This is a genomic window from Algivirga pacifica (assembly GCF_039543525.1).
In the GTDB taxonomy this organism is placed as follows: domain Bacteria; phylum Bacteroidota; class Bacteroidia; order Cytophagales; family Flammeovirgaceae; genus Algivirga; species Algivirga pacifica.
The window spans coordinates 22,106-47,179 of the sequence record NZ_BAABJX010000016.1 but is presented as its reverse complement, the minus strand read 5'-3'; the positions used below and the strand labels follow the sequence as shown (position 1 = coordinate 47,179).

The following is a 25,074-nucleotide window of genomic DNA, read 5'->3' as shown; positions in this document are numbered from 1 at the left end:
GAAGACAGGTCTTGAAAGAACTCATTTTTGAGAATAAAGCTCCATGTAAAAAGTAAAAGGAGAAAGGAGAAAATTAATAATTTTCTCCTTTCTCCTTTTACTTTTTACATACTATTCTTTAACCATTCAATAAGATTATTCATCTCACCTTTCAAAGAAGCCTGGTTAAACTTTTCTTTAAGATCTTCTATTTCGTGAGGGTCTACTGAGAAACGCTCTTTCCCCTCGTCTAATTTATCTTTTGCTCTTTTGACCAATTGTCTGCAATGGTCTTTTTTCTTTTCAAAGATTTCTGTGATTTCGGAGTAATCGTAATTAAATACTTCCTTCATCAAGTATACTCCTCGTTCAGAAGGGGTAAGAGTCGTCATCAGTTTGGTGATACTGGTAGACACCTCTGAAGGCAAATCAATAAAACTGCCATTCAACTCAATATGCGGGAGCTTATTGGTAAGTTGCTGCATCAAATGCTGTATAGAAACTTCCTGTCTCTTCTTCAATCCCTCCAAATAATTCAGGCAGTTATTGGTGATCGCCCTGGCCAAGTAGTTTTTCTTGTCTTCAATCTTAGACAGATCCACCTTAAGTAGCTTGAGCATAGTATCTTGCACCAAATCCTCCGCGTCCATTCCTACTCCTACCATGCGGTTAGCGATGGCATATAATAAGGGCTGGTATTCCAACAATACATCTTGCGACCTCATAAAATTAAATCTAACGAATTTATATCTGCCACTAAAATAGTTTGACTATTCACAGCACCACAGATACATTCTCAGTAAAAAGCCATTGATAACGGTTAAACCACTGGTTATCAACATTTGTTATAATTAAGTCAACACGATCAAAAAACCTCATAGTCGTGTATTGATAAGGCAATTTTACAACCTTAATCACATAAATCCTAACTATTCATTGTCCAAAATATTATATTAATTGTCCTATTAGATTAAATCTTTGTGATTAGTGAATGTTTCCTTCTTTTTAGTATTACTGAAAGTTAACCATTGACTGTAAATTTAGCAATACTTCTATTTCACAAAATAATTGACTTCTATCAGCCGGCGATATGCGAGGTCGATTTTTCCGATTTATAGAGTAAATGCGTATTATTGGTCTTTATATCCATCAAAAAGTACATACCTTTTGGCTTTTTTGAACTAAGAACACAAACAATGAATAAACTAGCTTTACACTGGAAGATCCTCATCGGCATGGGGTTAGGTATTGCCGTTGGACTAACGATGAGTTTCACAGGACAGATTGAACTATTTGGAAACACCATCGACTTAACACGTTTTACTGCCCACTGGATTAAACCCTTTGGGGATATCTTCATCAAATTACTAAAACTGATCGCCGTTCCACTGGTATTGGTTTCTCTGATCAATGGGGTTTCCTCCATGTCAGATATCTCCAAGTTGTCCAAGATGGGACCAAAAACGATTGGCATCTATCTTTTGACCACCGTGATTGCGGTTTCTATTGGCTTGATCTTCGTTAACGTCTTTGAGCCTGGTAAAGGCTTCTCAGAAGAAACTCGTAACATGTTTGCCGACAAGTTTGCTTCAGCCGTTAGCAGCAAGCAATCCGTAGCAGCCAAAGTGGGAGATGCAGGACCCTTACAAGCCTTATTGGATATGGTCCCTTCTAACATCTTCGCTTCTGCCAGCGACAACGGTTCCATGCTAAAAGTAATCTTCTTTGCTATCCTTTTCGGAATTGCTTTGGTTATGATTCCTAAAGAGAAAGCGGCACCTGTCAAGGCCTTCTTTGAGGGAGTCGATGCGGTTATCCTTACCATGGTCAACCTGATCATGCTCTTTGCTCCCTTTGGTGTATTTGCCTTACTGGCTTCCCTTATCACTGATATCGCCAGTGGTGACCCATCCAAAGCCGCAGAGCTATTGATGACTTTATTGCAATATTCTGCAGTCGTAGTACTAGGATTGGCTACGATGGCCTTTGGTATATACCCCCTATTATTAAAAATCATTGGAAAATATAGCTATAGCAAGTTCATGAAGGGAATTTTCCCGGCACAAATCATGGCATTCTCTACGAGTTCCAGTGCAGCGACCCTGCCTGTAACGATGAAACAAGTAGAAGAAGAATTAGACGTCCATGAAGACACTGCTAGCTTCGTACTTCCGCTAGGGGCTACCATTAATATGGACGGAACCAGCCTTTATCAAGGAGTCGCTGCTGTATTTATTGCTCAAGCTTATGGCATCGACCTTAGCCTGGGACAGCAATTAAGTATTGTACTGACCGCTACCCTAGCTTCTATCGGCTCTGCTGCCGTTCCCGGTGCAGGAGTTGTTATGCTAATTATTGTACTAGGGCAACTTGGACTACCGACCTCAGGTATTGCCCTGATTTTGGCTCCCGATAGAATATTGGATATGTGCCGTACCGTCGTAAACGTGACAGGAGATGCTTCAGTATGTATTATGGTAGACCGCACCACTGAAGGACACGCACCGCTTAAATAATGAAGAATTATTAATGAAGAATGAGGAATCTTTGATTCCCTTAAAGTATAAGCCCATAAACGCTAAAGGCGTTTATGGGCTTAATTATTCTTCATTATTAATTCTTCATTCTTCATTCAAACTCACTGTGAGGAGACAAATGTTCTTCCCAAGTCAAAGAACCCAAAGGACTCTTGATAAACCCTAAATAAGTTACTCATATAATGGTCATAATACTCTGCCATTGCCATCATGACTTTTGCCTTGATATGCTTATTATTCTCAAATACCTCTTGAATATTGGTTGCAGGAATCACATAAAGCTCACAGCGATCTGAAAAACATATTGCATTATAAATACGTTTACGGTTCTCCAATAGTGCATTGGTTCCAAACACTTCTGTAGGACGCATATGTGTTAACTCCTCAAATTTATCTTCTACGTCAATATTGAGGGTCACGATTCCCTTATTAATCAAGTAAAGTCCTTGGCTAGGATCTCCCCTAAAAAAAATCACCTCTCCTTTTTCATAATGCCGTACGTACATAAAAGGCAAGAACTCGTACATCTCATCCTCACTAAGGGTAGAGAAAAACGTATTTTGTCTGAGGAAACGAAAAATCTTCTTTTCTTCTGCCGTATAGCTTCTTTTAAAAAAACTGAACATATATATCTATCGATTCTAGCCTTTGCTGTTAATTAAAGTGGTTGCTGCCAATCGTAAAAATACGGATAATCCTAAATATAGGAGATTATTGAAGTATTCATTGAAAATACTATCCCTTTTTATGTTTCAAAGTAATAGTCAACACCTCTGCAGTACTTTTGGTAACCTTGTATCGATCATCCATACGATACCCCATCACCCATATCACCTGCCCTCCACTACATAACACCTCCACTTGTGGCTTATCTATCGTTGGCACTTTGCTATCCTTTAGAAAATCACTCACTTTTTTGGAACCTCTCATCCCAATAGGGCGAAACTTATCTCCCGCTTTCCATTTACGAATCAAAAGAGGAAATACTAACTTAATTTGATCAAAATATGCGATAGTAGGTTCTTTAGATATTTCCAGATTGTCCGCTACAGAAGTAGTCATTTCACCTTCCCATAAAGCCGTTTTGAAATCCCTTGTTTCCTCTTCTAAATCGATCGAATCACTTACCTCATCTATCAGAGCACCTATAGGGGTGACTATAAAGGCACTCCGGTCACTACTCAACATATAAGCCTCACTTTCAAAAAACCTTCCAGCTCCTTTCTCCAGTCCTTCAAAAAACTGTTGCACCTGATCAAAATGAAAACCATATGGCTTAAGCAAATAATACAGCTTAATAAACTGCCTCCCATCTTCTTGCCATGGTTTTAGTTGATAAATCTCTCGACCCCTTTCCTGAGTAAGCATAACCTCTTTTAACTTATTCAAATCATTAAAAAATGCTTCCTCTACCAATCCCACTCGATAGGCTGTTTTCTCAATTCCCCTCGCTACCTGAGGAACTACTTCCTCCAACGCAGGGACTACTTCATTACGGATCTTGTTACGGGTATACTTATTGATTTGGTTAGAAGCATCTTCTCTCCATACAATACTCTTGACACCAGCATATTCTTTCAATGTTATCTTATCGGTAAATAATAAAGGACGGCAAAGTACTCCTTGCTTAGGTCGTATACCGTGCAATCCTTCTATTCCCGTACCCCTGGCAACATTAAACAATACCGTTTCAATCAAATCATTTTGATGATGGGCCGTAAGCAAGTAATCCAATTGATGCGTTTCCAATAGCTGATTAAACCACTTATAACGCAACTCCCTTGCCGCCATTTGTACTGACAACCCATGATCTCCAGCATACTCCAACGTATCAAACCGCTGTACATAACAAGCTACTCCTTGCTGTTCAGCAGTTTCTCTTACCATACGCTCATCCAAATCGGAGGCCTGCCCTCTCAAACTAAAATTACAGTGTGCTATCGTAATCTTATATCCGAAATGCTGTAGTAAATACCATAATACCATGGAGTCTACTCCCCCACTAACGGCAAGCAGCAATTGATCTTCTTTTCCAAAAAGGCCTTCCTGCTTAAGGTAATCCTCAAATTTTTCTTCAAAAGCTCTTTCGCTCTCCAAACCCATTTATCAATTTTTAATTATCAATTATCAATTATCAATTATCAATTATCAATTATCAATTATCAATTATCAATTATCAATTATCAATTATCTACAAAAAGTTATTTTATCTCAACCAATGATACAACTCATTAGTGAGCTCATGATGAAGTAAACTTATAGCGAAGTGCTATTTTCAAATGGTTGAAGGAAGAAGGATAAAGGATGAAAGATTAAAATGATTCTCCAGAAGTTATTTATTCCTTCCTCCTTCCTCCTTCCTCCTTCCTCCTTCCTCCTTCCTCCTTCCTCCTTCCTCCTTCCTCCTTCCTCCTTCCTCCTTCCTCCTTCCTCCATATTAAGGTATGTTAAAAACCTGCCCACTCCTATTCTTTCTTTGTCAAAACTCATAAAAGAAGCAATGATTTGATAATATTACATACATTTGTACTTCACCAAAATAATCAGGGCTGAAATATTAGAAAAAGTCAAAATCCTTTAAAAAAAGCTAAAGAAGTATACTTATCTGTTTTGAAGGATTACTTTATAAGACTATAGACCAACAATAGAGATTATGAGACAAAACATTTCGATTATTGGCAGCTTGCTTTTGCTGCTTTTGACGATCAACACGTATGCACAAGGTGATAAAATTAACTTTAAAGCCGCTAAGTTAAAATCTGAATCAGTAGGCGGTGAAAAATTCAGGGTCTTTTTGAGTACTCCTTCCCAACGAGTTAAAATCACCCAAGGAAATTCAACCGTATACTGTGATGTCGCTAGGGAAAATACCAAAACTCGTTTTGTAACAGCTACAGGAAATGTAAAGGTCGTAGATCAAAAAACGACTATTACAGGAGACAAGCTAACGTACAACCCGAAAAATTCAGAAATTGTCATTACTGGAAAAGAAGTAGTCTTGACAGATGAAGACCTAAAACTTTATACGGACAAACTGTACTATTACAGCAAAAATAAAACAGCCAAGTACCTGACCAACGGAAAGGTTTTCAAGAACACCATGACACTAACCAGTAAGGAAGGTTATCTGAAAGAAGAAAAACTAGACTTTAAAGGCAATGTAGTCATTGATGACCGAGAAAAGGATCAACACCTGGAAAGTGAGGCTGTAACCTATCATAGAGACACAGAAATTGCCACATTTAATACAGAAACCACTATTACTTCCAAGGATGGTGATGTAGTTGCTCAAGCAGGTAACTACAATACCAAAACAGGAGAGGTAAACTTTGAAGGAGAGGCAGTTGTTGAAAATGACGATTACGTGATCGTGGCTGATTATATTGACTCCCAAAAAGACAGTGGTGACTCTTATGCCAAAGGAAATGTTATTTTCTACAGCAAGACAGACTCTGTTACCATTTTTGCTGACGAGGTAGTCCATGAAGGTAAAGAGACCAAAGCATATGGTAATGCACTAATGGCCCGTCCAATGCAAGGAAGCTTCAAGAACTTACTTTACATGGCCGCTGACACCTTGTATTCTTATAATGATACATTGACAGAGGAAACTACACTATATGCTTATCATGGTGTACAAGTATACAATCAGGATATCAAGTCGAAGTGCGACTCCCTGGTATACTTCTATAATGACTCTATGATTTACTTCTATGAGGAACCTGTGATCTGGGCACAAGGCACTCAAATGGAAGGACGTACCATCAAGGCCCAAATTACTTCCAAGGGAATGGAAAAGATGTACCTTGACCGAGATGCCTTTGTAATCTCCAAAGACAGCACCAACAACTACAACCAGATCAAGGGACGTAAGATTATTGCCAATATGGATGGTAAAAAGATCGACTATATTGATATCAATGGTAACGGCGAAGCTATTTACTACGTGATGGACGATCGCACCAAAAAAGTAGAAGGCATGAACGTTACCAAATGTGCCAAGATGACCATGGACTTTGATGATGCTGGCGAGCTTAATGAGCTGAAATACCATGCCCGTCACGATAGCCAGATTGTTCCTCCGGAACAAATCACCAAAGAGAACAGCCGTCTATCTGGCTTCAAGATCAGAGAAGAGGAAAAACCAAAAGAAACAGAGGTAGTAAGTAAGGTACGTAAACGTAGAGGCGTACCAAGTCATTTGCCAATTGCTTTCTTTACGAAGAAGAATAATTAAATCAATAAAAAAGCGCTCTCAATGTACCGAGGACGCTTTTTTATTAATTTATCCAAATTTTATTTGGACAATTAAACTTTATTATCAATATTCGTGCAACAAATCTTTAAAAGAGAGATACCAATGTTATTCAGTATAAAACATATCGCCCCATCTACAAGCTATAACGCTATCGGACTAGAGCAGTTGGATAGAAGTTATAATGGGTTGGCTGTATGTAGCGGTGTTTTCCGAGAAGGGAAATGCTGATTATCCTGAATAAGGAAAATATACATAAGCCGATCCTTCCAACAAGGGATCGGCTTTTTTATTGCCCCACAGAAGCGTATCTCTTCTATTCTTAAATTATTTATTCACCATTTAAAAACTACTGCGATGCTAAAAAGAGCAGAACGTGGAATAGGCCTACCTACCGTAGGTTTAGCACAAGGCACACTGATGCCTTCAAACAAACGTAATCACAACATGAACTCAAAAGAAACTCAAGACACTGGACCTGGACCGGTACCTCTTGCCCCTTAGATCGATTAGGCAAGATATCACACGGTCCTCCATTAACACAATTGAATTATGGAGACGATCAAAAAACTATTGAAAACTATTATTGTGCTAACGATTCTTGCTGGAATCATTCATTACAACCAAGACCTTTGGACATTAGCCAAAGGAATTGCTCCCGCTTTATGTATCTTTATGGGTATGGTATGGTTTATCCTTCACGGTGCTAAAAAGAAAGCCGTTAAGAAAGAAGAGGAAAAAGCAACCACCAAAGAAAAAGAAGAGTTGGTATTGGCCGAAAATATCTTTGAAACAATGGATAACTGGTCAACACTAGCTAGCGGCACCAAAGTAGGTAGCAAGGTATTGAAGAAAGAAAATGGGAAGGAAACCCTATTGACCGTTACCCTAGTAGAGAAAGCGCTACAAGCGTAACAGTGATAGGATGTTATCTCTTCTTTAAAGTTCTTCAGCACACCTCACCATAAAGCGTATGCTTATGTTAATTAAATTTATTGTATCACCTTAAGCGCCCCGATTGCATTGTTCAAATGTATCGGGGATTTTTTATTGCGCAATAAATTGTTCTCCCATATTATACCCTGTACCTGCTTGAGCGATCACATGGGATCGCCCCTACCTTTTACCTTTTACCTTTTACCTTTTACCTTTTACCTTTTACCTTTTACCTTTTACCTTAAAAAATTATATCTTTGTCTGTTCAGGATGCCATTCATCACTAATCATCCTATGGATTAAAGCCGTTTTTTTTTGTTATATCTATAAACCAGAAGTAGCCCGTGTCGTCTGCAGTTAAGAAAAAAGTCGGTACCTACCCATACACCAATGTACTTTTCAGTATGAGTAGCGCACTGTTTATGATAGGACTTATGCTTCTTTTTTTAAACTACGCCCGCATCCTCACAGAAGAAATGCAAAATGCTGTGGAAATGCAGGTGGTATTAAAAAAAGGTATCTTAGAGGAGCGTATACAAAAGGTAGGTAAATCTCTATCTTCCAAACCATATATCTCCAAGAAACATCCTATTACTTTCACCTCCCGAGAAGACGTTGCTGCCAAAGTAAAAGCAGAAACGGGTGAAGACTTTATGCAACTATTGGATGAAAATCCACTGAGGGATATTTATACGATTATCGTCCGAAAAGAATTCCTTACCCCTACTCACACCCAGCAGATCGTCGCAGAACTTTCTCGGATGGAAGAGGTACACGAGGTGATCTATACCCCAAACTTAATCAAGGAAATCAGAAGAAATGTCACCAATGTAAGTAAGGTATTAGGGGTGCTAGCGTTGGCTTTTATATTAACCTCTATCTTTTTGATCAATAATTCGATCAAACTGGCTTTATACTCTCAGCGCTTCCTGATCAGAAGTATGCAATTAGTAGGAGCAACTAATGGGTTTATCAAAAAGCCATTTTTATGGAGAGCATGTTACCATGGCATTATCGGTGGAAGTATTGCCACACTTTTGATTGTGGGACTCCAGTATATGATACAATACTCCTGGCCTGAGATACAAGAAATTTCTGATTATTATTTCACAGGCTTAATCTTTGTCAGCTTAGTACTATCCGGTATTTTGATTGGTACTTTAAGTGTTTACGGAGCGATCAGCAAATACCTTAAAATGAGATTAGACGACCTTTATTAATACGTCTATTAAAGAATAAACTATTTACTCTTAACATAAACAATTTAGATTAAGATGAGCGATTCTAAAAAAGCATTGGCCTTTGGCAAACGTAATTATATCCTAATGTTGGCAAGTGTACTCGTCATTGCCCTTGGATTTATCCTTATGGCTATTGACAGCGAGCCTCATGGCTTTGGTGTATTAGGCCTGACTGTAGGACCGATTACGATCATGGTTGGGTTTGTCCTTTCTGCTGCTTCCATACTGGTCAAAAGTGAAGAAGAAACTAACTAGATCATCAATACTTAAGCATTAAACTTTAACAATCATCATGGAGATTATCGACGCAATTATTCTTGGTATTATCCAAGGACTTACAGAATTTTTACCCGTAAGCAGTAGTGGGCATCTGGAGCTAGCCAAAGCCATTTTGGGTGATGATAGTGTAAAAGAAGAAAGTATGTTATTTACGGTAGTACTCCATGCAGCAACAGCCTTGAGTACAATTGTCATCTTCCGTAAAGACATTTACTTTATCCTCAAAAACCTATTGAAATTTGAATGGAATGAGGATACCGCTTTTTCTTTTAAGATTATTCTTTCAATGATTCCAGCTGCTTTTGTAGGGATGTTCTTCAATGATGAACTAGAAGCGCTATTTAATAAACAAATCTTATTAGTAGGCTCCATGCTAATTGTAACGGCTATCCTACTAATCATGGCTGATAAGGCTAAAAATACGGAAAAGAATGTCACTTTTTTCCATGCACTTGTGATCGGTATATCTCAAGCTATTGCCATTCTTCCAGGTATTTCCAGATCAGGAGCTACGATCTCTACGTCTGTATTACTAGGAATTGACCGTGACCGAGCAGCCCGCTTCTCTTTCCTAATGGTTGTTCCATTGATTTTGGGTAAAATGGCAAAGGATGTTATGGATGGCGCTCTTACAACAAGTGACGACACTTTTGTGCCTTTGATGGTTGGCTTTTTAGCAGCCTTTATTTCTGGGTTGATTGCTTGTCACTGGATGATTGCTCTGGTAAAAAGAAGTAACCTAAGTTATTTTGCGATCTATTGTTTAGCTGTAGGTGGAGGATCGGTACTGTATACCTTTCTGGTATAGATCGTTATCAACTGCCTTTAGTGCAAAAGGATCTATCATTCATAAAGAGATTATTCAAAAATGCCGGTTTTTCACCGGCATTTTCTATTTGCTATATTATATTTGAGCGATAAAAGAAGATCAAACCTCAAAAGGAAATATTGGAATAACTATATTTTAGACTAAAACATAGCGTTCTATTTCCCTTTATAAACCATAAATTCATGTCGAAGAGAAAGCAACGTAGAGAAGACTTTGACTTTGCCGCAGGTGAAGTATTATTGATCGACAAACCTTATGAATGGACCTCATTCGATGTGGTCAACAAAGTAAGGTACGCTGTAAAAGTAAAAAAGGTGGGCCATGCGGGTACCCTGGACCCATTAGCGACAGGATTGTTGATTTTGTGTACAGGCAAAATGACCAAGCAAATTCAATACATCCAAGCAGAAGAGAAAGAGTATGTTGGACAAATGGTTATTGGTGAAACCAGACCTTCTGTTGATATGGAAACAGAAGTTGACAGCACCACTGATTACAGTCATATCACCGAAGAGGACGTAAGAAAGTTACTTCCGGAGTTTACGGGATTAATACAACAGATCCCCCCTGCCCACTCAGCTGTAAAGGTAGGCGGAAAGCGAGCGTATAACGCTGCCCGTGAAGGAAAAGAGATTAAGATTGATCCTCGTGAAGTGGAGATAAAAGAATTAGAGATCTTACATATAGACTTCCCTACTATCGATTTTAGAATGGTATGCTCTAAGGGTACCTATGTCAGAAGCTTTGTGCGTGACTTTGGAGAAAAGCTAGGTGTAGGAGCCTATATGTCCGGTTTAAGACGTACTCGTATTGGTGAACACAAACTTACTGATGCTTACGCCTTGGATAAGTTTATAGAAATGATCAAACAAGAACAGTAGGCATCTCATCAACATGAAAGTATACCGCAGCATAGAGGAGTTTATTCCACCCCCAAAAACAGTAGTGACAAGTGGCACCTTTGATGGCGTACATTTTGGCCACCAGCAAATCTTGAAGCAAATTACCACAGCGGCAAGAGAGGAAGGAGCCGAAACTGTGATGATCACCTATTGGCCACATCCACGTTTTGTGCTGTTTGATGATCCTCAAAAACATCCAAAACTACTAACTACGTTAGAGGAGAAAATTAAGCTTCTCGAACAAAATGGATTGGATCACCTGATTGTTTTGGAGTTTAATAAGGAGTTCTCCAAGTTGACTTCCATGGAGTTCATACAACATATTCTTATTGATGGGATACAGACCAATAAACTGGTGATTGGCTACGACCATAAGTTTGGCCGTAATCAGGAAGGTAGTTTTGATTATCTAAAAGAGCACGCTCCTTCTTTTGGATTTGAGGTCGAGGAAATCCCCAAGCAGGAACTCGAGGAAGTAGCCGTCAGTTCAACCAAGATCAGGGAGGCTTTACATCAAGGGGATGTCAAACGAGCTAACAAGTACTTACGCTATCGGTACATGATCCATGGTACCGTTACGGATGGTAATAAGTTAGGGCGTAAAATCGGTTTCCCCACAGCCAACATCAAAGTGGATGTGGACTATAAACTGATTCCTAAAAATGGCACCTATGCTGTGGAAGTAGAGATCAATCAAAAGCGCTATATGGGTATGCTTAATATAGGCAACAAACCTACTGTAACTGATGGATCGCAAAAAACTATAGAAGTCAATATCTTCCACTTCAATGAAAACATTTATGGGGAAGAGATTAGTGTCCGATTCGTAGACTTCTTACGCAATGAGCAAAAGTTTAGCAATGTCGATGAACTGATTCATCAGCTGAGCATTGACAAACAGAACACCTTACAGCTTTTTCAAAGCTAGCAGTTGTTCATGATATTTAGTTGAGCTTCGCTCGTTGATGATGTTTAGTTGATTAGATAAGTAAAACAACTAAACATTATGAACGAGCGAAGCTCAACTAAACATTATCAACAGTTTCAGACTTGTTTCCTATAACCGGCAAGGTAATCACATAATCTGTTCCTACCTTAGGGACGCTGTTCACCTCAATCCTCCCTTTGTGGTCTCTTTCGATCACTCCTTTACTCAACCATAATTCATGCTGGGCAAACTCACTACGCTCAGATCGATAATTATTCATTTGCTTCAATAGATCGTCCTCTAAGCCTTCTCCATTATCCGTTATACTAACTTGTAAATCTCCCATCGACATATAAATAGAGATTTGCATCTTCCCTTTTCCCCTAATAGAATCCATAGAGGTTCGTAAGATATTGGCAAAAGCTGATCGTAAGGCGTGCGGACGACATATAATGTCAGGGGTGTTGGCTATAGAAGTTTTAATGGATATTCGATTGGGGTCATAAATCTCATTAAGTTTCCCTAAAGCATCTTTTAAGATATAAGAGATATTATCTCTTTGATAATCGTTATCAGTAACTTCCTTGGTCACTAACTGCTTTAGCTCTTGATATAGTGGGCTATCTTTTATAATAGGAGCCACTTCATCTTCCGGAAGAAAATTAGATAAGTCTGCCCCTACTCCTTCCAGTTCATAAATTCCCTGCAACTTATCAGTAGTAAACTCCAGAATTTTTTCTGTAGTATTTTTCAACTTCAACTCCGAAGCCCTTTGATGCTTCAATTCTGACTCTGTTTTTTGAATCAAACTTTCGAGCTGTTGTATCCGCTCCCGGTACTCTGTCATGGTTTCTCTCTTGCTTTCGATCCGCTGCAATACATTTTGTTTCATTGAAAAGAGGCGAATCATTGCCCATAATAACATTCCAAATAATAGCAAAATAATAGCAAATGAAGCATACTGTTGTTGGGTTTGTACCTTGAGACGTTCCTCCATGGCAATCAATTGATTATTAAGAAAAGTAGCTTGATCCTTTGTATCTAGCTGCTCCACTTGTCTGACAGTTGCCGATGTGTCTTGGGTTAGTGCAACCGTTTGTACCATCACCCCTACCGTTACCAAAAAGATAATGATTAGGCTCTTTCTCATGTTTGTTTATATTGTTGGGTAAAGAATGCAAATGAATGTACTTGGCGACATTTACGTTTTGTTGATAGTGTTCTTTATAAACTAATAAATAACAGTGGAATAAACACTTTTTTTCAAGAAAAATATAACGAAATAAAGGTGGTAGTGACTTTACAACAGTATTAGATTCACTTTACAAGGGCAAAACACAGAATTTAAAACAAAAAAAATGAGTTATTTATAAACGGCAAATCGAAATGTGATCACGATTCACCTTGATTTGTGCACAAGATAATAAAAAATAAAAGGCTACTTAAACAATGATTAAACACTGTTTAAGTAGCCTTTTATTTTTTACAATATTGATTGATGAAGTAGTTTAATTTCATCAATAGATAACACCCTCTTGTGGATCACAGCTCCATGAGTCCTGACTGTATGTACTCCAGAAGTCTTGCCGGATCGTATTTGATGAACTGTTTGTGCAGCACTCAAATCAATGTTTAATTCATCTACATAATCACCATTTACATACAATTTTAACGTTGAATTAGACGCTGAATAAGTATATGTGATATAGTTAATTTGATTAGCGATAAGACTTCCTGCTTCCAAAACTCTACTAAAACCGCCTCCATTCATTCTTACACCTAAAGCAGCTTTATGATTATCATTAGTGTTTTGTCTATAAGATGATAATTGTAATGTATCTCCAGAACCTGTACCTCCTTCTGTGTCTAAAGCTATTATATTCCCTCCTTCACCGGTTGATGAAAGCTGTAAAAATGAAGCAGATAATGAGAAGTCATTGAGAGAAAAAGGTGTAGATAATGTTTTTTCGATTCTTGACCCACTTCCTGTATAGATTAAACCATCACTTTGAACGTCAATAGCATTCCCATAGCGTTCATCTAACGATAAACTTTTGCCTGATTGATCAAAAAATGTAAGTAGATGCCCGTATTCATCATTCCCATTGATACTGTTGTAAAAAGGTCCATCGTAGTTTTTTTGAATAACTTTATTGAAATGATACGCAAAATCCGCATCAATAGACAATACAGAGTCTATTGATACAGTCACTCCGCAACCACGTTCATTTACAGGAATAGCCTTATACTTCACCTCAATCTCATTCCCCGTACTTAGATTATCTATCGCAAAAGCCCTAAGTCCTAGCCTTTCACCTTCACTCCAAACCTTGCTCTCCAAATATGCATTGATATACGCTCGCCCCTCAGCAAGTAATCCCGTCATTGCCTGAGCATCCGCCTCACTAGGGTAAAGCTGAATTATCATATCATCCCCCTCAATCTTCTCTGTACTCAAAATTTCCGTAGTCTCCTCCAGATAAGTCACCACATCGTAAGAGTCCCCGCTATTCATTTCCAGCCACTTAACACAGATCTGCTTAACCGTAGTAATAAGCCACCCCACACCATTCACATCCGTAGTCCCAAGCGCAAGAATCTTCTCCCAAATCAGCTTCTTCTCCGCATCCTCAGTATCAAACTCAATAGGATCAGTGGAAGTTCCGATGTTAAAAACACGATCCTGTACAGGCGTAGTGGCTGTAGTCGAATACCCCACCTGAGCACTATCATAAGATCCTTCACCATCCAAAGCCGCCGGATCACCCCCGTTGGCAGTGATCAGGTTATCAATACTAGCCTTGATATTCGCTATAGTCACCAACGAGTTTTCTGTATCCAGGGTAACGTTTGCATTCTGCACCCAAGCGCCAGGCTTCAATACAAAGTTACCATTCCTAGCCGTAAGCGTTCGCAGAGCTGTAAAGCGGTCATCCACCTCCAACGTGCTACGGAGCTGTGCCAAGTCATCGACAGAAATAGCCGTAACTTGGGCAACGTTATCAAAGTAAAAGCGCACTCTCGCACCGCCTGCCTGATTAATCGTAAGAGAACCAGGAAGCGAATGTGTATTAAGCGAATAAGCACCCGAAACAAAACGCCAAGTAACATCCTGAGCAGCCGAAGACGTAAAGTCCACCGTCATTGCATCAGCGGTAAAGAACAGCTCCAAGTCATAATCACGGGTAATTGCCGTAGCCTCATTACTATCAATAGAAGAGCCAACAACGTTGGTGGCTACCACCTTATAAGTATATGAGGTATTATCAAGTAGCTCCTCATCAAGATAAGTCTCTACGTCTGCCGATACCTCGGCAATCTTCTCATAGAAGCCTCCTTCTTGCTTCCTGAAGATCTCGAACTTGTCCTCATCATTGCTATTATCTGCCCAATTCAGGCGGATAGCACCGATACCCTCCGGCAGAGCAGTAAGGTTATTAGGCGCAATAGGGAGAATCACATCACCTGTATTGACACGAGTCTTATTGCTTGCCAGGTACGAGACAATATTGTCATTTACTACATTGTCTGTATCAATAATAAGGGAATCTCCGGCTCGCATTACCTGGTTAATGGATACGCTCGGATTATCGGCAATAAGCTGGGATACTGCCTCGGCAGTACCGTAATACGTTATAGCAAGATCAATAAGATTTTGCCCCTCGGTTATAGTGATTCTCTTCCTCATTTAATCAGTGCTTAAACGGTGTTTATAATGCGCTTAATTCGGTGTTAAGGCGGGTAATTTCGGATTCTAGCCAAGCCTTAATTGCGGATATTCCTTGTGTCTGTGTGCTTTGATGCAAGTCTGCATTAGCAAATACAAAACTTTTCTTTTCGCCTGTAAGGGCATGGCAGATCACACGAAAAGGCTGCCCGTCTGCGGTGTTCTTTTCATAGGAGATGGCTTTTGCCTCTCCTGCATTTACGCACTCCTCTAATTCCTCATACTGTGCATACTTCTGTATCACAGCATCCAGCTCATCCTCTTTTGCTTGCCGTGCCGATCGGGCGGCAATGATTTCATCTACAGTTGCCATATGTTTGTATGTTATAGTTTCATAATCTTACCCAATACCATGAAAGGCATACGGTTATCATGTGCCTCATCGCCTCCGATACTGTCCATCGTCAAGGCATCGTTGTTTAGCTCTGCATTGACTTGGAAGTCATTCGTACCGTCATCCAATAAGCCCCAATCAAATGCCTGGACATTACCGCCTCCACCTGTATCAGTAGAAGTGGTCTTCACAAAGTCCTGACTAATGGACACACCATCTTTTAGGATGTCTACATCAACGGCTTTGGATGCCAGAATACCCGTAGGTGTGTGAGTAGGTAATTGTGCCTCTGTAAGGGTAGTTTCTCTTTCGCCTCCAATGTTTCCAATCTCAAAATATTCGGACAGGTTGGCTTCTGGGTTTCCGTTGGCTAGTGCAGAATCTGCTTTACCAACGATCACACGCCCTCTTAGGTCTGGCGTTTGGATATTACCGTGTTTCTTTCCGTTACACAACGCAAAACCAACCATGTCGCCAATCCCGAGACCTGAAGCGTCGAAGTTGGCAAGGCTACCATAGTAATCGACGATCATTCCTGACTTCAAACCTTGGAAGTTGGCAATCGCATCAGAGTTTCTTTTGACAGGATTGTTGATGACTACATCAAAGTCAAACTCTCCAGTACCTCTTGCCCCAAAAGTAGGGACAAGCTTTTCCTCTTCTGTCCAGGTGAAGTCACCTACCTTCTGAAAGCCTTCAAACTCGTCGTGTGGCTCATGGGCTAAGGGCGTTTTGACAATGTTGAATACAGGTACTTCACTTCCTGTTGCTGTTCCTTGGAAAGCATCTACCTTATAGTGTTTTCCCTGGTAAATAATGACTCCCTCTGTGCATTCATAATCGAGACCATCAACGGTCCATTCTACGCCGTATGCTCGGGAGGGTACGGAAGACTCCTGCAGGATCTTGGCAACGATTTGCGCTATATCTTCAATCCCTCCGAAGATGTGCGTAAAGTCTTCCGTCACTGGGCGAATACTTCTTTGTGGTTGATTAAGTAATTTCATATTAGACGTATTGAATCTCGTAAATAAATCCTGCGTGCAGGTAGTCCTGCAGAATCGCCTTTAGCTTGTCTTCCTGACTTGATAGGTAGGAAGGTATTTGCACCGTGAGTTGCGCCTGCTCCAAAGAGACTCCTTCACCGGAAGTCCTCAGGTAAGAGCTTCCCAGACGTGGCGTCATCGATTTGTAAGAAGATGGTGAGAGTAGAAATTCATCATAATTCACCAATACGGTTGTGATGTAAATCTCATCATCATCAAACTCCTGTCTTAATAAGGTCTCTACCGAGATCTTGGAGCGTCCCCAGGATAACTTATAGGTTGTGGTATTTCGGAACGAAATGAGTAATGCTTTCAATGCCACCAATGGAGTAATCAGCACCCGAACAAAGGCAATCAGTTTTTCTCTCAACTTGGGAGGTAGCGATCGATACGACAAAAGCTCAGAATCAAGATCAAACATCTGCAATATTGGTTATGTTGTAGGTTTCTATTTCCATCCAGCCACTCGCTGGGTAATAGCGAGCTTCAACAGGAGCATAGGTCCCTGTTTCAGATCGAGCCTGTATTACTTGTGGGTAAAAGTCCGTCACCCCTTCCACTTGCTTTACCAGGTTCACCATGTCGGACACCTGAAACATGCCGTTGAATGGCAGGTTCTGTATATAGTTGATCACGACTTGCTGTACTGCAGGGGCAATGACATTGACATCAAACTCAGGCTCGTAATACAACTTAGCAGTAAGGCTCAGTTTATCGGAGGGTAATGACACCACTGCAAGCTGCGCCCCAGGTTCCGCAATATCCCGCAAGTAGGCTTCTGCTCCTGAGCGTTCCGCCTCTGTCAAGGCGCCAGACTCTCCCTTTAACTTTACAATCGCATACCCATTGCCACTTACCGACACGTTGGAGATAATCTGCTTACTATCATCAATCGTATCGTAATAAGGTTGCTTGGTCTCCAGGTTAAAAAGGAGTGTATCCCCGTGTTGGTATTGCAGCATCTTCTCGGCATACCACTCTTTCGTATGCACCTTTGCCGTGAGGATCATTCGCTCTACCTCTGCTTTGTGTGTATCGAAGATCACCTCATGGATATGGATCACATAAGCCACTACATACGCCACTAGCCTCCAAATAGAATACTTACTATTGTTATCAATATCGACCCCTTCCAAGGCATCCTTGATATCCTTTTCTTCAGAGAGTGTTGCCAGCTCCGCAACCTCTTCTTTCTTGGTCATCATGGAATCGAATATCTCCTGTACACTCCTTGCCATAGCTCCTTATATTTAGTAAGTGAAAATCACTGCCTGCGGCAAAGACGGGTCGTCATCCACATGCACAAACTCCTCTGCAATCCCAATGCGGGTAAATCCGGCAAAGAGTGCAGCCTGTACTGCCTTGTATCTTTCTGCAGAGGAACTGATACGAATGTCCACTGCTCTGCCTCGGGTATGGGATGAGTTCGGCGCACCGCCTACCTTTTTATTATACTCCTTGTCCCTGTAGGTCGAGGTCAATACAAACGGAAAACCTGCGATGGTCCGCATGGCGTCAAGCTTTGCTAGCGTATCCTGGTGCATGTGTTTATACACCTCTTTGTCGCCCATCTTAAACTCTCTCTTCTCAAAATTTATCATCTTCACTTTTCGTTTAGGCTTCTTGGAAAAAATAGCCACCACCGCTATGATCGTGATGGTGGCTATTGTTATACCTATTACACTCACTGTACACTAACGTTTAGTAGTGTTCGTTCTGAAAGTCTGGAACTCTCCAGCTTCGGGGTCTTTCCCTGCAGCGGCTTTGGCTTGTACCAAACCAGGCCGTATCACCTCGTCGAGTCGGTCCAAATAGCCTTCTTCATCCGCTTCCTTCAATAACTCATGCAACTTGCGAATCCCTCCCCCGGATTTCTCGAGCAATTCTATGGTCTCGACCGCCATTTCAATGTTGTCCTCCGTGAGTTCAACCTGTCCAAAAATCTTTTTCAACTTTTCACCTGCTTTCTGCAGGGCTTCCTTGTTCTTCACCAGGTTCACCCCTGATACAATCAGGTTGATGATGATCTGGATCAACCAGCGGAACTGGATGGCTTTCTGTACCAATTCGATAAACTTCATACAATTAACAGTTATATGCTGCCGCTATAATAAAGTAAGCTTCTTCCATTAGGTGGGGTAAACCTTATCACTTACCTTTAATTCCCCTTTGTACGCTCTCTCTGTTCTTTTTTGAACTCCTTGAACTCCTCCCTCAACTGCTCAAATTCTGACTGATGGGAGTTCTGCAATGATTCAATGGTATTGCCTAGTTGGACATATGCTTGTGTGTTCTTTTCGACCACCTCTGTCATCTTATTGGAAAGGCTGAATACTTGTACCGATACAGCCGTTAATGCTGCAGACAGTCCGAGCATAATTCCAACCAAGAGCTTTACGGTATATGGTTGGTCTTTTGTATCCGCAACCAACTCGCCTGCTTTCGCTAAATTCATATCTTCCATCCCTTCTATAGTTTTTCAAATTCTAAATTGAAGTCCTCAAACCCCTCATCGATATCCAGCGACTTCAAGCGATACCCATCTTGCCTTAGTGCCTGCTGCAGCTCTGCCTTGAATCGGTTTGTGTCTGCCTCACTGGACTTGATAAAACGATCAATGCCAAAGCCTGCTTCTGGGTGTTGCCTCCAGTCTCCCTTGTGACTGACCAGGTTTAGGCGGATATTTTGCTCATCGGCTTCTCCTACCACAAAATCACCATTCACTATCAGCAGCTCATTATTCTCATTGAGTAGTATATCCTTAGCCATGACGAAGCTTCTTGTTTTCGATCTGTGTAAAGTCTGGCTGCTCCTTGGATAGCTGGGCAATCATATTGGTCTTGAAGGTTGCCCCTCCGTCCGATGGGGCTACTGCCGCCGTGTTGATTGCCTGGATAATGGACTGCACTTGCTTGCTTAGGGTATCGAGTTGCTTTGAAAGCTCCTCACCCTTGACCATCGAACTCTCTCCAGAACCGACCACCACCTTGTCCACACTCAGCTCAACCTCTTCCAAGTCGGAGTATTTCAGGATGCATGCATTACGGGTATTTCCTTCCAAAGCACCACATACCACACTGGAACCTACTTTGGGATAAAGCACCATGCTGCTCTTTCCCTCAATCGCTGCTAACCTCACGGAGTATATCTCCTCTTCCTCCGTTTCCACGGTACAGGTCTTGGAGGTTCTATCCACCTTTGTCACGGTAGCATCAAAGAGATGCTCCTGCGACACTTCACGCTTGATGATCTCTTGGATCAGCTTTACCAAATTGTCCATTACACCTTAAATCCTAGTTTACATTTGCGGCTAAACCCTGAAGTAGAGAACTCGGTTTCTACTTCCTGCACCGTAAAGGTTCCCTCAAACTCCTGATAAGAACTGGAGGGAATCAGTGCTACCTGATCACCTGCCTGCACCAATGGGTAGCCAAAACCTGTGACTGTTCCCTCTACACCATCAAACTTCCAGTTGGCAAGCTCCTGCTCTGCAATCTTCTGCAGCTCTACCTTGCTTTTATCCAGAAAGTTCAAGGTTCTTACGGCTCCGTCCTTATCTCCTGCAGTAGCAATCACCTTCTTTCCTGTTCTGGAATTGGAGATTGCCTTTACCAGTATCTTGGTATCCCTGGCTTTCTTTAGCTTCAGTGAATGCTTACGCACATTGTAGCGCATATCATACACATAAGTTTTGAAGCTGGCAGAATAGCGGAACCCGACACAGAGCTTCCCATCCCGGAAGTAAGTAAGCAAGCCATAGTCTCGAAGCTTGTCCAATGCCTGGACACCGGTAGCGTTCTTCAGGGCGATACTTCCAAGGCTGGTATTTTCATCCACGAAATACTGCTTGGAATAAGCAGGAGCGACATGGTTTAAAAGGTCTTTAAGCGTTGCCTTTTCAAAGGACCTATCCGCTACTGCCGTCTTGAGCTTGTACATCTCATCCTCGCACTCAATCTTTAGAGGGTAGCCGGTTGCAACACTTTTCACATACCCTTCAAACTCCTTTTGCAACCGGCCATCATAACCCAACCACACCTGTACCTTGTCACCCTCCTTGATATACTGCTCAATCAACCTATCCTTTAACATCAAAGCCCTCGGTATATATAAGGTTGCCGTGTCGGTATTTTTCTCTACCGACTTTCTGATCACTACCTTATTAATACCGGTATTCAGGTCTGACCGTATCTCCAGCTTTCCGATAACAATCCTGCTGGAAAGTGTATAGACATTGCTCATAGCTCCAACAGGTTTAATTCCGGTTCCCGAACACTCCTTGCCGTGATTGTGAACTCTTGCGTATCCACAAACCCAGCTTCCGAGGGGATATCCATATCTACCAGCAGGATATCCACAATTCCCAAGGCGGTCAACTTCTCATTGTAGGCCTTGATATTCTTGTTGTACTCAAAGAAGTCATTCAGTGCCCTTACCTGGTCATCGGGGTACTGGTGGGTATCCCCATCCACCAGCCTTCCCCGAAAACTCAGTTCCCAACCCTTCATCGAGATCACTTCCACCACTTCACTCTCCCCCTCATTTACTTCTGTCACCACAATATGCTTGCGGCGACGGGCATTGATCACCGGCGTCTCCTGGAACACAAACCTTGAGGAGCCATCCACCGCCTCCAATGTCAGCTTCATGGGATCAGGAGCCACAAACACCTCAGGCTTGTTATATACCTTGGGCTGCTTGTTGTCTGCTACGATCTGTGATGCTACATTATGTTCCTTTACCTTAAACCTCATTGCCTGATTCCTAAAACGCCTTGCTCCGAGAGCCATTCAATCTGTCTTACTTTTTCCCAGAATACCTCATCCGGTAACTCTTCAGGAAAGGGGATATGAAAAAAGAAAGTAATTAAAGCATTAAGCTTCCTTATTTCATCATGCCCTTCCCGGGTATCAATTCGAGGCGCTCCCTCTACAATGGCGAGAGGGTCGCCTTGGGGACGCTCATCAACTCAAATAGCGTATCCGTTACCGAGTAGAAAAGCTGATCATCCGTGGTTACTTCTTCCTTGCCGGTCAACAGGCAATTGGAAAGGATAATCTTTCGTGCCTTCATGGGGTCCTTGTCAATATACTTCTCCACTTGTGAGCGAGTATGTCGATCTGGACGGCAAGCAACGTATTCCTTTTCATCCCCTTCTTCGGTCTCTACAGACAATACCGATAGCTTACCACGCTTTGCCTTCCATGCCTTGCGCTGGCTCTCCGTAGAGCCTGCAATCAAAATTTCTTCTTTCTTCTCTTCCATTAGACGTTATACTTGATATCAATTGCAAACATATCAAACTGCTTTGCCAGTCCCATCTCGCCTGTGACCTCTCGGCCCTGGCTCTGGAACTTCACCCATAACTTATCCGTGATCACGTTGCCGGACTCATCGGCATAAGTTACCGTTACCTGGAAAGGCTTGATTTTGGTCAGATCCTTGTCGCCTCCCATCGCATTCTCTACCGCCACCACTTCCGACATATACAATGTCAAGGAAGCACTGTGGCTATACTTGCCCATACTGTAAGACGTCGCCTTGTCATTGCCCAATGAATAGTTCAACTGGTGCTCTCGCTCCGTGCTGTAGCTTACCTCAGAGATTTCAATGAGGTCCTTGCCCAGCAGGTTGACATTCACATCGGCACTGTCGTACGCCTTACCGTTTATCTTCGCTGTTGTGCTCATAGTGCTTTCCTAAGATTTACCGCTCCACGGATCACACCAATGTGACCGAATGGAACCACTTCAAAATCTACCAATAGCTCCTTGGGAGGTGTCAACAGGTCAGAGTTTGGATCTACCACCGTGCGGCTCTCCACAATCTCCTGGTTCGCTTCCATGCGACCCAGTGCCTGTTCCCCGATACCCTCAAAGTATTTGATGACGGTCATTGGCAACTTTCCGGTATTCGGATCGACAGGTTGCGTACTCTTCACCTTTGGCAAGAGTGCCTGTCGCAATACTCGCTTTGCCTTGTTGACGGTACGCCCCAAGCTGATTGAATGCTCATTGATATTTCCCTGTGCATCCTGCTCCACTGGCGTACAGGTATGATCATCATTCCATCGCACCCCATCCAATCCCGTATAGCGGATTGGGAAGATGTACCCTTTCAGGTCGAGGGTGTCCCATTCTGCTTCCATAGAGGCAGAAGTAACATGAGAACTTACACCCGCCGTAAGCCAATCGCCTGTCGTTGCATCCGTCAGGTTCATGGTTTCTACTTCTGCGATGTTCCCGTTTACCGGCACTTTTGCCACGCAACCCAATGCCGTACCCACTGCCGCATGCTTTTGTCCGATGCTGTCCTGTGTAGCAGCATAGTCGTAATCCTGACCGATCACGACAGAAACATGGGTAGCCTTCAAGTCCGTCAGGTCTCTTAGGTCTCCTGCCGCTGCTGCCGTACCATTGAAGGAATACCCTTCCAGCAATACGTTAATAGGGCGGAAAGTCGCCTGCGCCCAATCTGCCAGTCCTTGCGCCTTGGCAATCGCTGCTACCACCTGATCGTCCAGACCGTCCAATGCTGTAGAGACATAGCCTGCAGCAGGATTATAAGCCACTGCCATCTGGCGAATCTCACCGGCAGCATCCACGATTAGCTTTTTCGCATACTGACTGGAGACATCCTCCAGCATATCCGACAGGCTTACCGATTGATCCACCAGCATCAAAAACAGCTTAGTCCCTTCACCTGCAAAGCGGAAAAATTCCCTGATATGGTAATGTACCCTTACTGCATTGGTGCTGTCATACTCTGCATCCAATCCCAAAGCCTCAGCATCATTGACGGAATACAGCTCCACGGTCTGCAGCAAATCGATATTATCCGCAATCGCCACCCCGTGGGCAATCAAGGCAGAGGTTCTATCCAAGTCTCCCAGGATAGAAGCTCCCACTTTGCCTGAACCTATGATTACTCCCTTTGTGCTCATGACTTATCCTCCTTTTTCTCGTCCTGCTCTGCCGTTGCCTCCTCCTTTGGCTCGTCAGCCACTGCCTCCGATTTCTCAATCAGGGCAATGTGCTGCTCCTCCATTTTCACGGAGTTCAACGCCAGGTTCTTTGACGTAAAGAATTCTCCTTTCTTGTTCACGTACAGGGCATCATGGCCGTGCTTCTCCATGATATCCTGTGCCTGCTCCTTTTGCTTCTTCGTTGGTCTCATCTACTGCTTAGGCTTGAGGTGATACAATTGCACCGATATACTTACCCGTTTTCGGTACACACATAAAATAGGTACGGAAACCTACCACTGAACTTCTGCGCTCAGGATCAATCTTGGAATCACGGAAGTACATCTTCGTCTTCGCCGATCCCTGACCGTCGCCCTGCGCTTTCAAGGTCTTCGGTGCGTAGAAGAAGATAGAAGAGATTCTATCCGTTGCCCCTGGTACAGCGCCAAACGACTTCTTGGCATTTGCCGCATCGTAATACACTGGCTCGGCAAACTCATAGATCTTGAAACCGCAAAGGTTCAAGACTCTGCCAGTCTGAAGATTGTAGTACTGATCCTTGAAGGATTGATCTACCATCAACAGGTCATTTACATGGGCAGGAGACAATACCAGGATACGACCCATTGTACCGATCTTCATGTTGTCGCACTTCAGCTTCAACGTTGCCAGGTCCTGCGGTGTCAAACGGTTTCTACCCGTTCCATCATCCGCTCCAGTCGCTTCCACTACTGGCGTAAATGCACCATCGGCTGCAGGCGCCAAGGAATGCAATCCCAACGCACCGATCTTCTCACTCAAGGTATCGGCATGCTGCTGCGTCTTCTCACGGATCTTGTCGTAAGAGATGGCGTGAAGCTCATCGTCTGTCACTTCCGTGTTGGTCGTGTCCAGCTTCTTCAATACAATCGTTACGTCCGTGTCTGCAGAAGTACTGGTTGCAATCGGATACACCGTATTGTCAATCAATACCTGCGGGTCTGCGCCCAGCTCCGTAAGGTGAATCACCTTGTTGCCAACCAGTGCGGAGCGGTCCGGCACTTCACTAAGGAAAGAAGGAGTAGCACGCATTGCCTTCTCCACTTCCCTGATCCAAATTTCCTTATGTACTGCCATT

30 protein-coding genes are annotated in these 25,074 nt (G+C 42.3%); 8 read left to right on the top strand and 22 right to left on the bottom strand.

Annotated features, from left to right (window positions below):
* Window positions 1-104: 104 nt before the first annotated feature.
* Window positions 105-704 (bottom strand): sigma-70 family RNA polymerase sigma factor, encoded by a 600-nt coding sequence (locus tag ABD985_RS03910; RefSeq protein ID WP_345369369.1) that lies wholly within the window; start codon window positions 702-704, stop codon window positions 105-107.
* Between the two features lie 471 nt (window positions 705-1,175).
* Here ABD985_RS03910 and ABD985_RS03905 point away from each other — a divergent pair, with 471 nt between their 5' ends.
* On the top strand, window positions 1,176-2,495 hold the full coding sequence (locus ABD985_RS03905; protein WP_345369367.1) for a dicarboxylate/amino acid:cation symporter: 1,320 nt from the start codon (window positions 1,176-1,178) through the stop codon (window positions 2,493-2,495).
* 122 nt (window positions 2,496-2,617) lie between these two features.
* Here ABD985_RS03905 and ABD985_RS03900 read toward each other — a convergent pair whose 3' ends face one another.
* The 3 genes from ABD985_RS03900 to ABD985_RS03890 form a co-directional block, all read right to left on the bottom strand.
* The gene (locus ABD985_RS03900; protein ID WP_345369366.1) at window positions 2,618-3,142 is read right to left on the bottom strand and encodes a Crp/Fnr family transcriptional regulator; all 525 of its coding nucleotides are present in this window, start codon (window positions 3,140-3,142) and stop codon (window positions 2,618-2,620) included.
* 109 nt (window positions 3,143-3,251) lie between these two features.
* Window positions 3,252-4,619 carry a tRNA lysidine(34) synthetase TilS gene (gene tilS / locus ABD985_RS03895; protein ID WP_345369364.1) on the bottom strand — a complete coding sequence of 456 codons (1,368 nt, stop codon included), beginning with the start codon at window positions 4,617-4,619 and terminating at the stop codon, window positions 3,252-3,254.
* 153 nt (window positions 4,620-4,772) lie between these two features.
* A complete protein-coding gene (locus tag ABD985_RS03890) occupies window positions 4,773-5,006 on the bottom strand; it encodes a hypothetical protein (protein ID WP_345369362.1) in 234 nt (77 codons plus the stop codon).
* Window positions 5,007-5,169: 163 nt separating this feature from the next.
* Here ABD985_RS03890 and ABD985_RS03885 point away from each other — a divergent pair, with 163 nt between their 5' ends.
* The 7 genes from ABD985_RS03885 to ABD985_RS03855 all read left to right on the top strand — a co-directional run bounded on the left by ABD985_RS03885 (window position 5,170) and on the right by ABD985_RS03855 (window position 11,886).
* Entirely contained in the window at window positions 5,170-6,753 is a 1,584-nt protein-coding gene (locus tag ABD985_RS03885; protein ID WP_345369361.1) for an OstA-like protein, read from the top strand.
* 570 nt (window positions 6,754-7,323) lie between these two features.
* Window positions 7,324-7,686 carry a hypothetical protein gene (locus ABD985_RS03880; RefSeq protein WP_345369359.1) on the top strand — a complete coding sequence of 121 codons (363 nt, stop codon included), beginning with the start codon at window positions 7,324-7,326 and terminating at the stop codon, window positions 7,684-7,686.
* Between the two features lie 365 nt (window positions 7,687-8,051).
* Entirely contained in the window at window positions 8,052-8,927 is an 876-nt protein-coding gene (locus ABD985_RS03875; protein WP_345369358.1) for a cell division protein FtsX, read from the top strand.
* Window positions 8,928-8,981: 54 nt separating this feature from the next.
* Window positions 8,982-9,203 (top strand): DUF3098 domain-containing protein, encoded by a 222-nt coding sequence (locus tag ABD985_RS03870; RefSeq protein WP_345369357.1) that lies wholly within the window; start codon window positions 8,982-8,984, stop codon window positions 9,201-9,203.
* Between the two features lie 37 nt (window positions 9,204-9,240).
* Window positions 9,241-10,035, top strand: coding sequence for an undecaprenyl-diphosphate phosphatase (locus tag ABD985_RS03865; RefSeq protein WP_345369355.1), 795 nt, complete (start codon window positions 9,241-9,243; stop codon window positions 10,033-10,035).
* A 203-nt stretch (window positions 10,036-10,238) separates the two neighbouring features.
* Complete coding sequence (gene truB, locus ABD985_RS03860) at window positions 10,239-10,937, top strand: tRNA pseudouridine(55) synthase TruB (protein WP_345369354.1); 699 nt, start codon at window positions 10,239-10,241, stop codon at window positions 10,935-10,937.
* Between the two features lie 13 nt (window positions 10,938-10,950).
* A complete protein-coding gene (locus ABD985_RS03855) occupies window positions 10,951-11,886 on the top strand; it encodes a bifunctional riboflavin kinase/FAD synthetase (RefSeq protein ID WP_345369353.1) in 936 nt (311 codons plus the stop codon).
* Between the two features lie 97 nt (window positions 11,887-11,983).
* Here the strand turns inward: ABD985_RS03855 and ABD985_RS03850 are convergent, their stop codons facing one another.
* From ABD985_RS03850 to ABD985_RS03765, 18 genes are all read right to left on the bottom strand, one after another.
* Window positions 11,984-13,036: an ATP-binding protein gene (locus ABD985_RS03850; RefSeq protein WP_345369352.1), complete on the bottom strand. Its 1,053-nt coding sequence runs from the start codon at window positions 13,034-13,036 to the stop codon at window positions 11,984-11,986.
* 333 nt (window positions 13,037-13,369) lie between these two features.
* Complete coding sequence (locus ABD985_RS03845; protein ID WP_345369351.1) at window positions 13,370-15,574, bottom strand: LamG-like jellyroll fold domain-containing protein; 2,205 nt, start codon at window positions 15,572-15,574, stop codon at window positions 13,370-13,372.
* A gap of 22 nt (window positions 15,575-15,596) precedes the next feature.
* Complete coding sequence (locus ABD985_RS03840; protein ID WP_345369349.1) at window positions 15,597-15,926, bottom strand: hypothetical protein; 330 nt, start codon at window positions 15,924-15,926, stop codon at window positions 15,597-15,599.
* Between the two features lie 11 nt (window positions 15,927-15,937).
* Window positions 15,938-16,954 (bottom strand): hypothetical protein, encoded by a 1,017-nt coding sequence (locus tag ABD985_RS03835; RefSeq protein WP_345369348.1) that lies wholly within the window; start codon window positions 16,952-16,954, stop codon window positions 15,938-15,940.
* A 1-nt stretch (window position 16,955) separates the two neighbouring features.
* Window positions 16,956-17,414, bottom strand: coding sequence for a hypothetical protein (locus ABD985_RS03830; protein ID WP_345369346.1), 459 nt, complete (start codon window positions 17,412-17,414; stop codon window positions 16,956-16,958).
* Window positions 17,407-18,231 carry a hypothetical protein gene (locus ABD985_RS03825; protein WP_345369344.1) on the bottom strand — a complete coding sequence of 275 codons (825 nt, stop codon included), beginning with the start codon at window positions 18,229-18,231 and terminating at the stop codon, window positions 17,407-17,409. The genes ABD985_RS03830 and ABD985_RS03825 overlap by 8 nt, the downstream gene beginning before the upstream one ends.
* A gap of 12 nt (window positions 18,232-18,243) precedes the next feature.
* A complete protein-coding gene (locus ABD985_RS03820; protein WP_425550433.1) occupies window positions 18,244-18,537 on the bottom strand; it encodes a D-Ala-D-Ala carboxypeptidase family metallohydrolase in 294 nt (97 codons plus the stop codon).
* Window positions 18,538-18,687: 150 nt separating this feature from the next.
* Window positions 18,688-19,074 carry a hypothetical protein gene (locus ABD985_RS03815; RefSeq protein ID WP_345369342.1) on the bottom strand — a complete coding sequence of 129 codons (387 nt, stop codon included), beginning with the start codon at window positions 19,072-19,074 and terminating at the stop codon, window positions 18,688-18,690.
* A 77-nt stretch (window positions 19,075-19,151) separates the two neighbouring features.
* Window positions 19,152-19,457 (bottom strand): hypothetical protein, encoded by a 306-nt coding sequence (locus ABD985_RS03810; protein ID WP_345369341.1) that lies wholly within the window; start codon window positions 19,455-19,457, stop codon window positions 19,152-19,154.
* A 5-nt stretch (window positions 19,458-19,462) separates the two neighbouring features.
* On the bottom strand, window positions 19,463-19,762 hold the full coding sequence (locus tag ABD985_RS03805; protein WP_345369339.1) for a hypothetical protein: 300 nt from the start codon (window positions 19,760-19,762) through the stop codon (window positions 19,463-19,465).
* Window positions 19,755-20,273: a hypothetical protein gene (locus ABD985_RS03800; RefSeq protein WP_345369337.1), complete on the bottom strand. Its 519-nt coding sequence runs from the start codon at window positions 20,271-20,273 to the stop codon at window positions 19,755-19,757. Before ABD985_RS03800 ends, ABD985_RS03805 begins: the two co-directional genes overlap by 8 nt.
* Window positions 20,273-21,235, bottom strand: coding sequence for a hypothetical protein (locus tag ABD985_RS03795; protein WP_345369335.1), 963 nt, complete (start codon window positions 21,233-21,235; stop codon window positions 20,273-20,275). Before ABD985_RS03795 ends, ABD985_RS03800 begins: the two co-directional genes overlap by 1 nt.
* Window positions 21,232-21,747, bottom strand: coding sequence for a DUF6046 domain-containing protein (locus tag ABD985_RS03790; protein ID WP_345369333.1), 516 nt, complete (start codon window positions 21,745-21,747; stop codon window positions 21,232-21,234). The genes ABD985_RS03795 and ABD985_RS03790 overlap by 4 nt, the downstream gene beginning before the upstream one ends.
* A gap of 175 nt (window positions 21,748-21,922) precedes the next feature.
* Window positions 21,923-22,258 carry a hypothetical protein gene (locus ABD985_RS03785; protein ID WP_345369332.1) on the bottom strand — a complete coding sequence of 112 codons (336 nt, stop codon included), beginning with the start codon at window positions 22,256-22,258 and terminating at the stop codon, window positions 21,923-21,925.
* Complete coding sequence (locus ABD985_RS03780; RefSeq protein WP_345369330.1) at window positions 22,258-22,635, bottom strand: hypothetical protein; 378 nt, start codon at window positions 22,633-22,635, stop codon at window positions 22,258-22,260. Before ABD985_RS03780 ends, ABD985_RS03785 begins: the two co-directional genes overlap by 1 nt.
* Before the next feature lie 44 nt (window positions 22,636-22,679).
* Entirely contained in the window at window positions 22,680-23,936 is a 1,257-nt protein-coding gene (locus tag ABD985_RS03775) for a DUF2586 family protein (protein ID WP_345369329.1), read from the bottom strand.
* The gene (locus tag ABD985_RS03770; RefSeq protein ID WP_345369328.1) at window positions 23,933-24,169 is read right to left on the bottom strand and encodes a hypothetical protein; all 237 of its coding nucleotides are present in this window, start codon (window positions 24,167-24,169) and stop codon (window positions 23,933-23,935) included. The genes ABD985_RS03775 and ABD985_RS03770 overlap by 4 nt, the downstream gene beginning before the upstream one ends.
* 7 nt (window positions 24,170-24,176) lie before the next feature.
* Entirely contained in the window at window positions 24,177-25,073 is an 897-nt protein-coding gene (locus ABD985_RS03765) for a hypothetical protein (RefSeq protein ID WP_345369327.1), read from the bottom strand.
* Window position 25,074 lies beyond the last annotated feature (1 nt).

Bases quoted from the DNA above. Each gene is read 5' to 3' on its own strand.
- ABD985_RS03815 (WP_345369342.1), bottom strand. From the start codon at position 19,074: ATGAAGTTTATCGAATTGGTACAGAAAGCCATCCAGTTCCGCTGGTTG.
- ABD985_RS03785 (WP_345369332.1), bottom strand. From the start codon at position 22,258: ATGGAAGAGAAGAAAGAAGAAATTTTGATTGCAGGCTCTACGGAGAGC.
- ABD985_RS03865 (WP_345369355.1), top strand. From the start codon at position 9,241: ATGGAGATTATCGACGCAATTATTCTTGGTATTATCCAAGGACTTACA.
- ABD985_RS03885 (WP_345369361.1), top strand. From the start codon at position 5,170: ATGAGACAAAACATTTCGATTATTGGCAGCTTGCTTTTGCTGCTTTTG.
- ABD985_RS03805 (WP_345369339.1), bottom strand. From the start codon at position 19,762: ATGGCTAAGGATATACTACTCAATGAGAATAATGAGCTGCTGATAGTG.
- ABD985_RS03825 (WP_345369344.1), bottom strand. From the start codon at position 18,231: ATGGCAAGGAGTGTACAGGAGATATTCGATTCCATGATGACCAAGAAA.
- ABD985_RS03835 (WP_345369348.1), bottom strand. From the start codon at position 16,954: ATGAAATTACTTAATCAACCACAAAGAAGTATTCGCCCAGTGACGGAA.
- tilS (WP_345369364.1), bottom strand. From the start codon at position 4,619: ATGGGTTTGGAGAGCGAAAGAGCTTTTGAAGAAAAATTTGAGGATTAC.
- ABD985_RS03765 (WP_345369327.1), bottom strand. From the start codon at position 25,073: ATGGCAGTACATAAGGAAATTTGGATCAGGGAAGTGGAGAAGGCAATG.
- ABD985_RS03850 (WP_345369352.1), bottom strand. From the start codon at position 13,036: ATGAGAAAGAGCCTAATCATTATCTTTTTGGTAACGGTAGGGGTGATG.
- ABD985_RS03795 (WP_345369335.1), bottom strand. From the start codon at position 21,235: ATGAGCAATGTCTATACACTTTCCAGCAGGATTGTTATCGGAAAGCTG.
- ABD985_RS03890 (WP_345369362.1), bottom strand. From the start codon at position 5,006: ATGAGTTTTGACAAAGAAAGAATAGGAGTGGGCAGGTTTTTAACATAC.
- ABD985_RS03870 (WP_345369357.1), top strand. From the start codon at position 8,982: ATGAGCGATTCTAAAAAAGCATTGGCCTTTGGCAAACGTAATTATATC.
- ABD985_RS03820 (WP_425550433.1), bottom strand. From the start codon at position 18,537: ATGCACCAGGATACGCTAGCAAAGCTTGACGCCATGCGGACCATCGCA.
- ABD985_RS03790 (WP_345369333.1), bottom strand. From the start codon at position 21,747: ATGAGGTTTAAGGTAAAGGAACATAATGTAGCATCACAGATCGTAGCA.
- ABD985_RS03910 (WP_345369369.1), bottom strand. From the start codon at position 704: ATGAGGTCGCAAGATGTATTGTTGGAATACCAGCCCTTATTATATGCC.
- ABD985_RS03800 (WP_345369337.1), bottom strand. From the start codon at position 20,273: ATGGACAATTTGGTAAAGCTGATCCAAGAGATCATCAAGCGTGAAGTG.
- ABD985_RS03840 (WP_345369349.1), bottom strand. From the start codon at position 15,926: ATGGCAACTGTAGATGAAATCATTGCCGCCCGATCGGCACGGCAAGCA.
- truB (WP_345369354.1), top strand. From the start codon at position 10,239: ATGTCGAAGAGAAAGCAACGTAGAGAAGACTTTGACTTTGCCGCAGGT.
- ABD985_RS03830 (WP_345369346.1), bottom strand. From the start codon at position 17,414: ATGTTTGATCTTGATTCTGAGCTTTTGTCGTATCGATCGCTACCTCCC.
- ABD985_RS03845 (WP_345369351.1), bottom strand. From the start codon at position 15,574: ATGAGGAAGAGAATCACTATAACCGAGGGGCAAAATCTTATTGATCTT.
- ABD985_RS03880 (WP_345369359.1), top strand. From the start codon at position 7,324: ATGGAGACGATCAAAAAACTATTGAAAACTATTATTGTGCTAACGATT.
- ABD985_RS03905 (WP_345369367.1), top strand. From the start codon at position 1,176: ATGAATAAACTAGCTTTACACTGGAAGATCCTCATCGGCATGGGGTTA.
- ABD985_RS03770 (WP_345369328.1), bottom strand. From the start codon at position 24,169: ATGAGACCAACGAAGAAGCAAAAGGAGCAGGCACAGGATATCATGGAG.
- ABD985_RS03810 (WP_345369341.1), bottom strand. From the start codon at position 19,457: ATGGAAGATATGAATTTAGCGAAAGCAGGCGAGTTGGTTGCGGATACA.
- ABD985_RS03775 (WP_345369329.1), bottom strand. From the start codon at position 23,936: ATGAGCACAAAGGGAGTAATCATAGGTTCAGGCAAAGTGGGAGCTTCT.
- ABD985_RS03855 (WP_345369353.1), top strand. From the start codon at position 10,951: ATGAAAGTATACCGCAGCATAGAGGAGTTTATTCCACCCCCAAAAACA.
- ABD985_RS03900 (WP_345369366.1), bottom strand. From the start codon at position 3,142: ATGTTCAGTTTTTTTAAAAGAAGCTATACGGCAGAAGAAAAGAAGATT.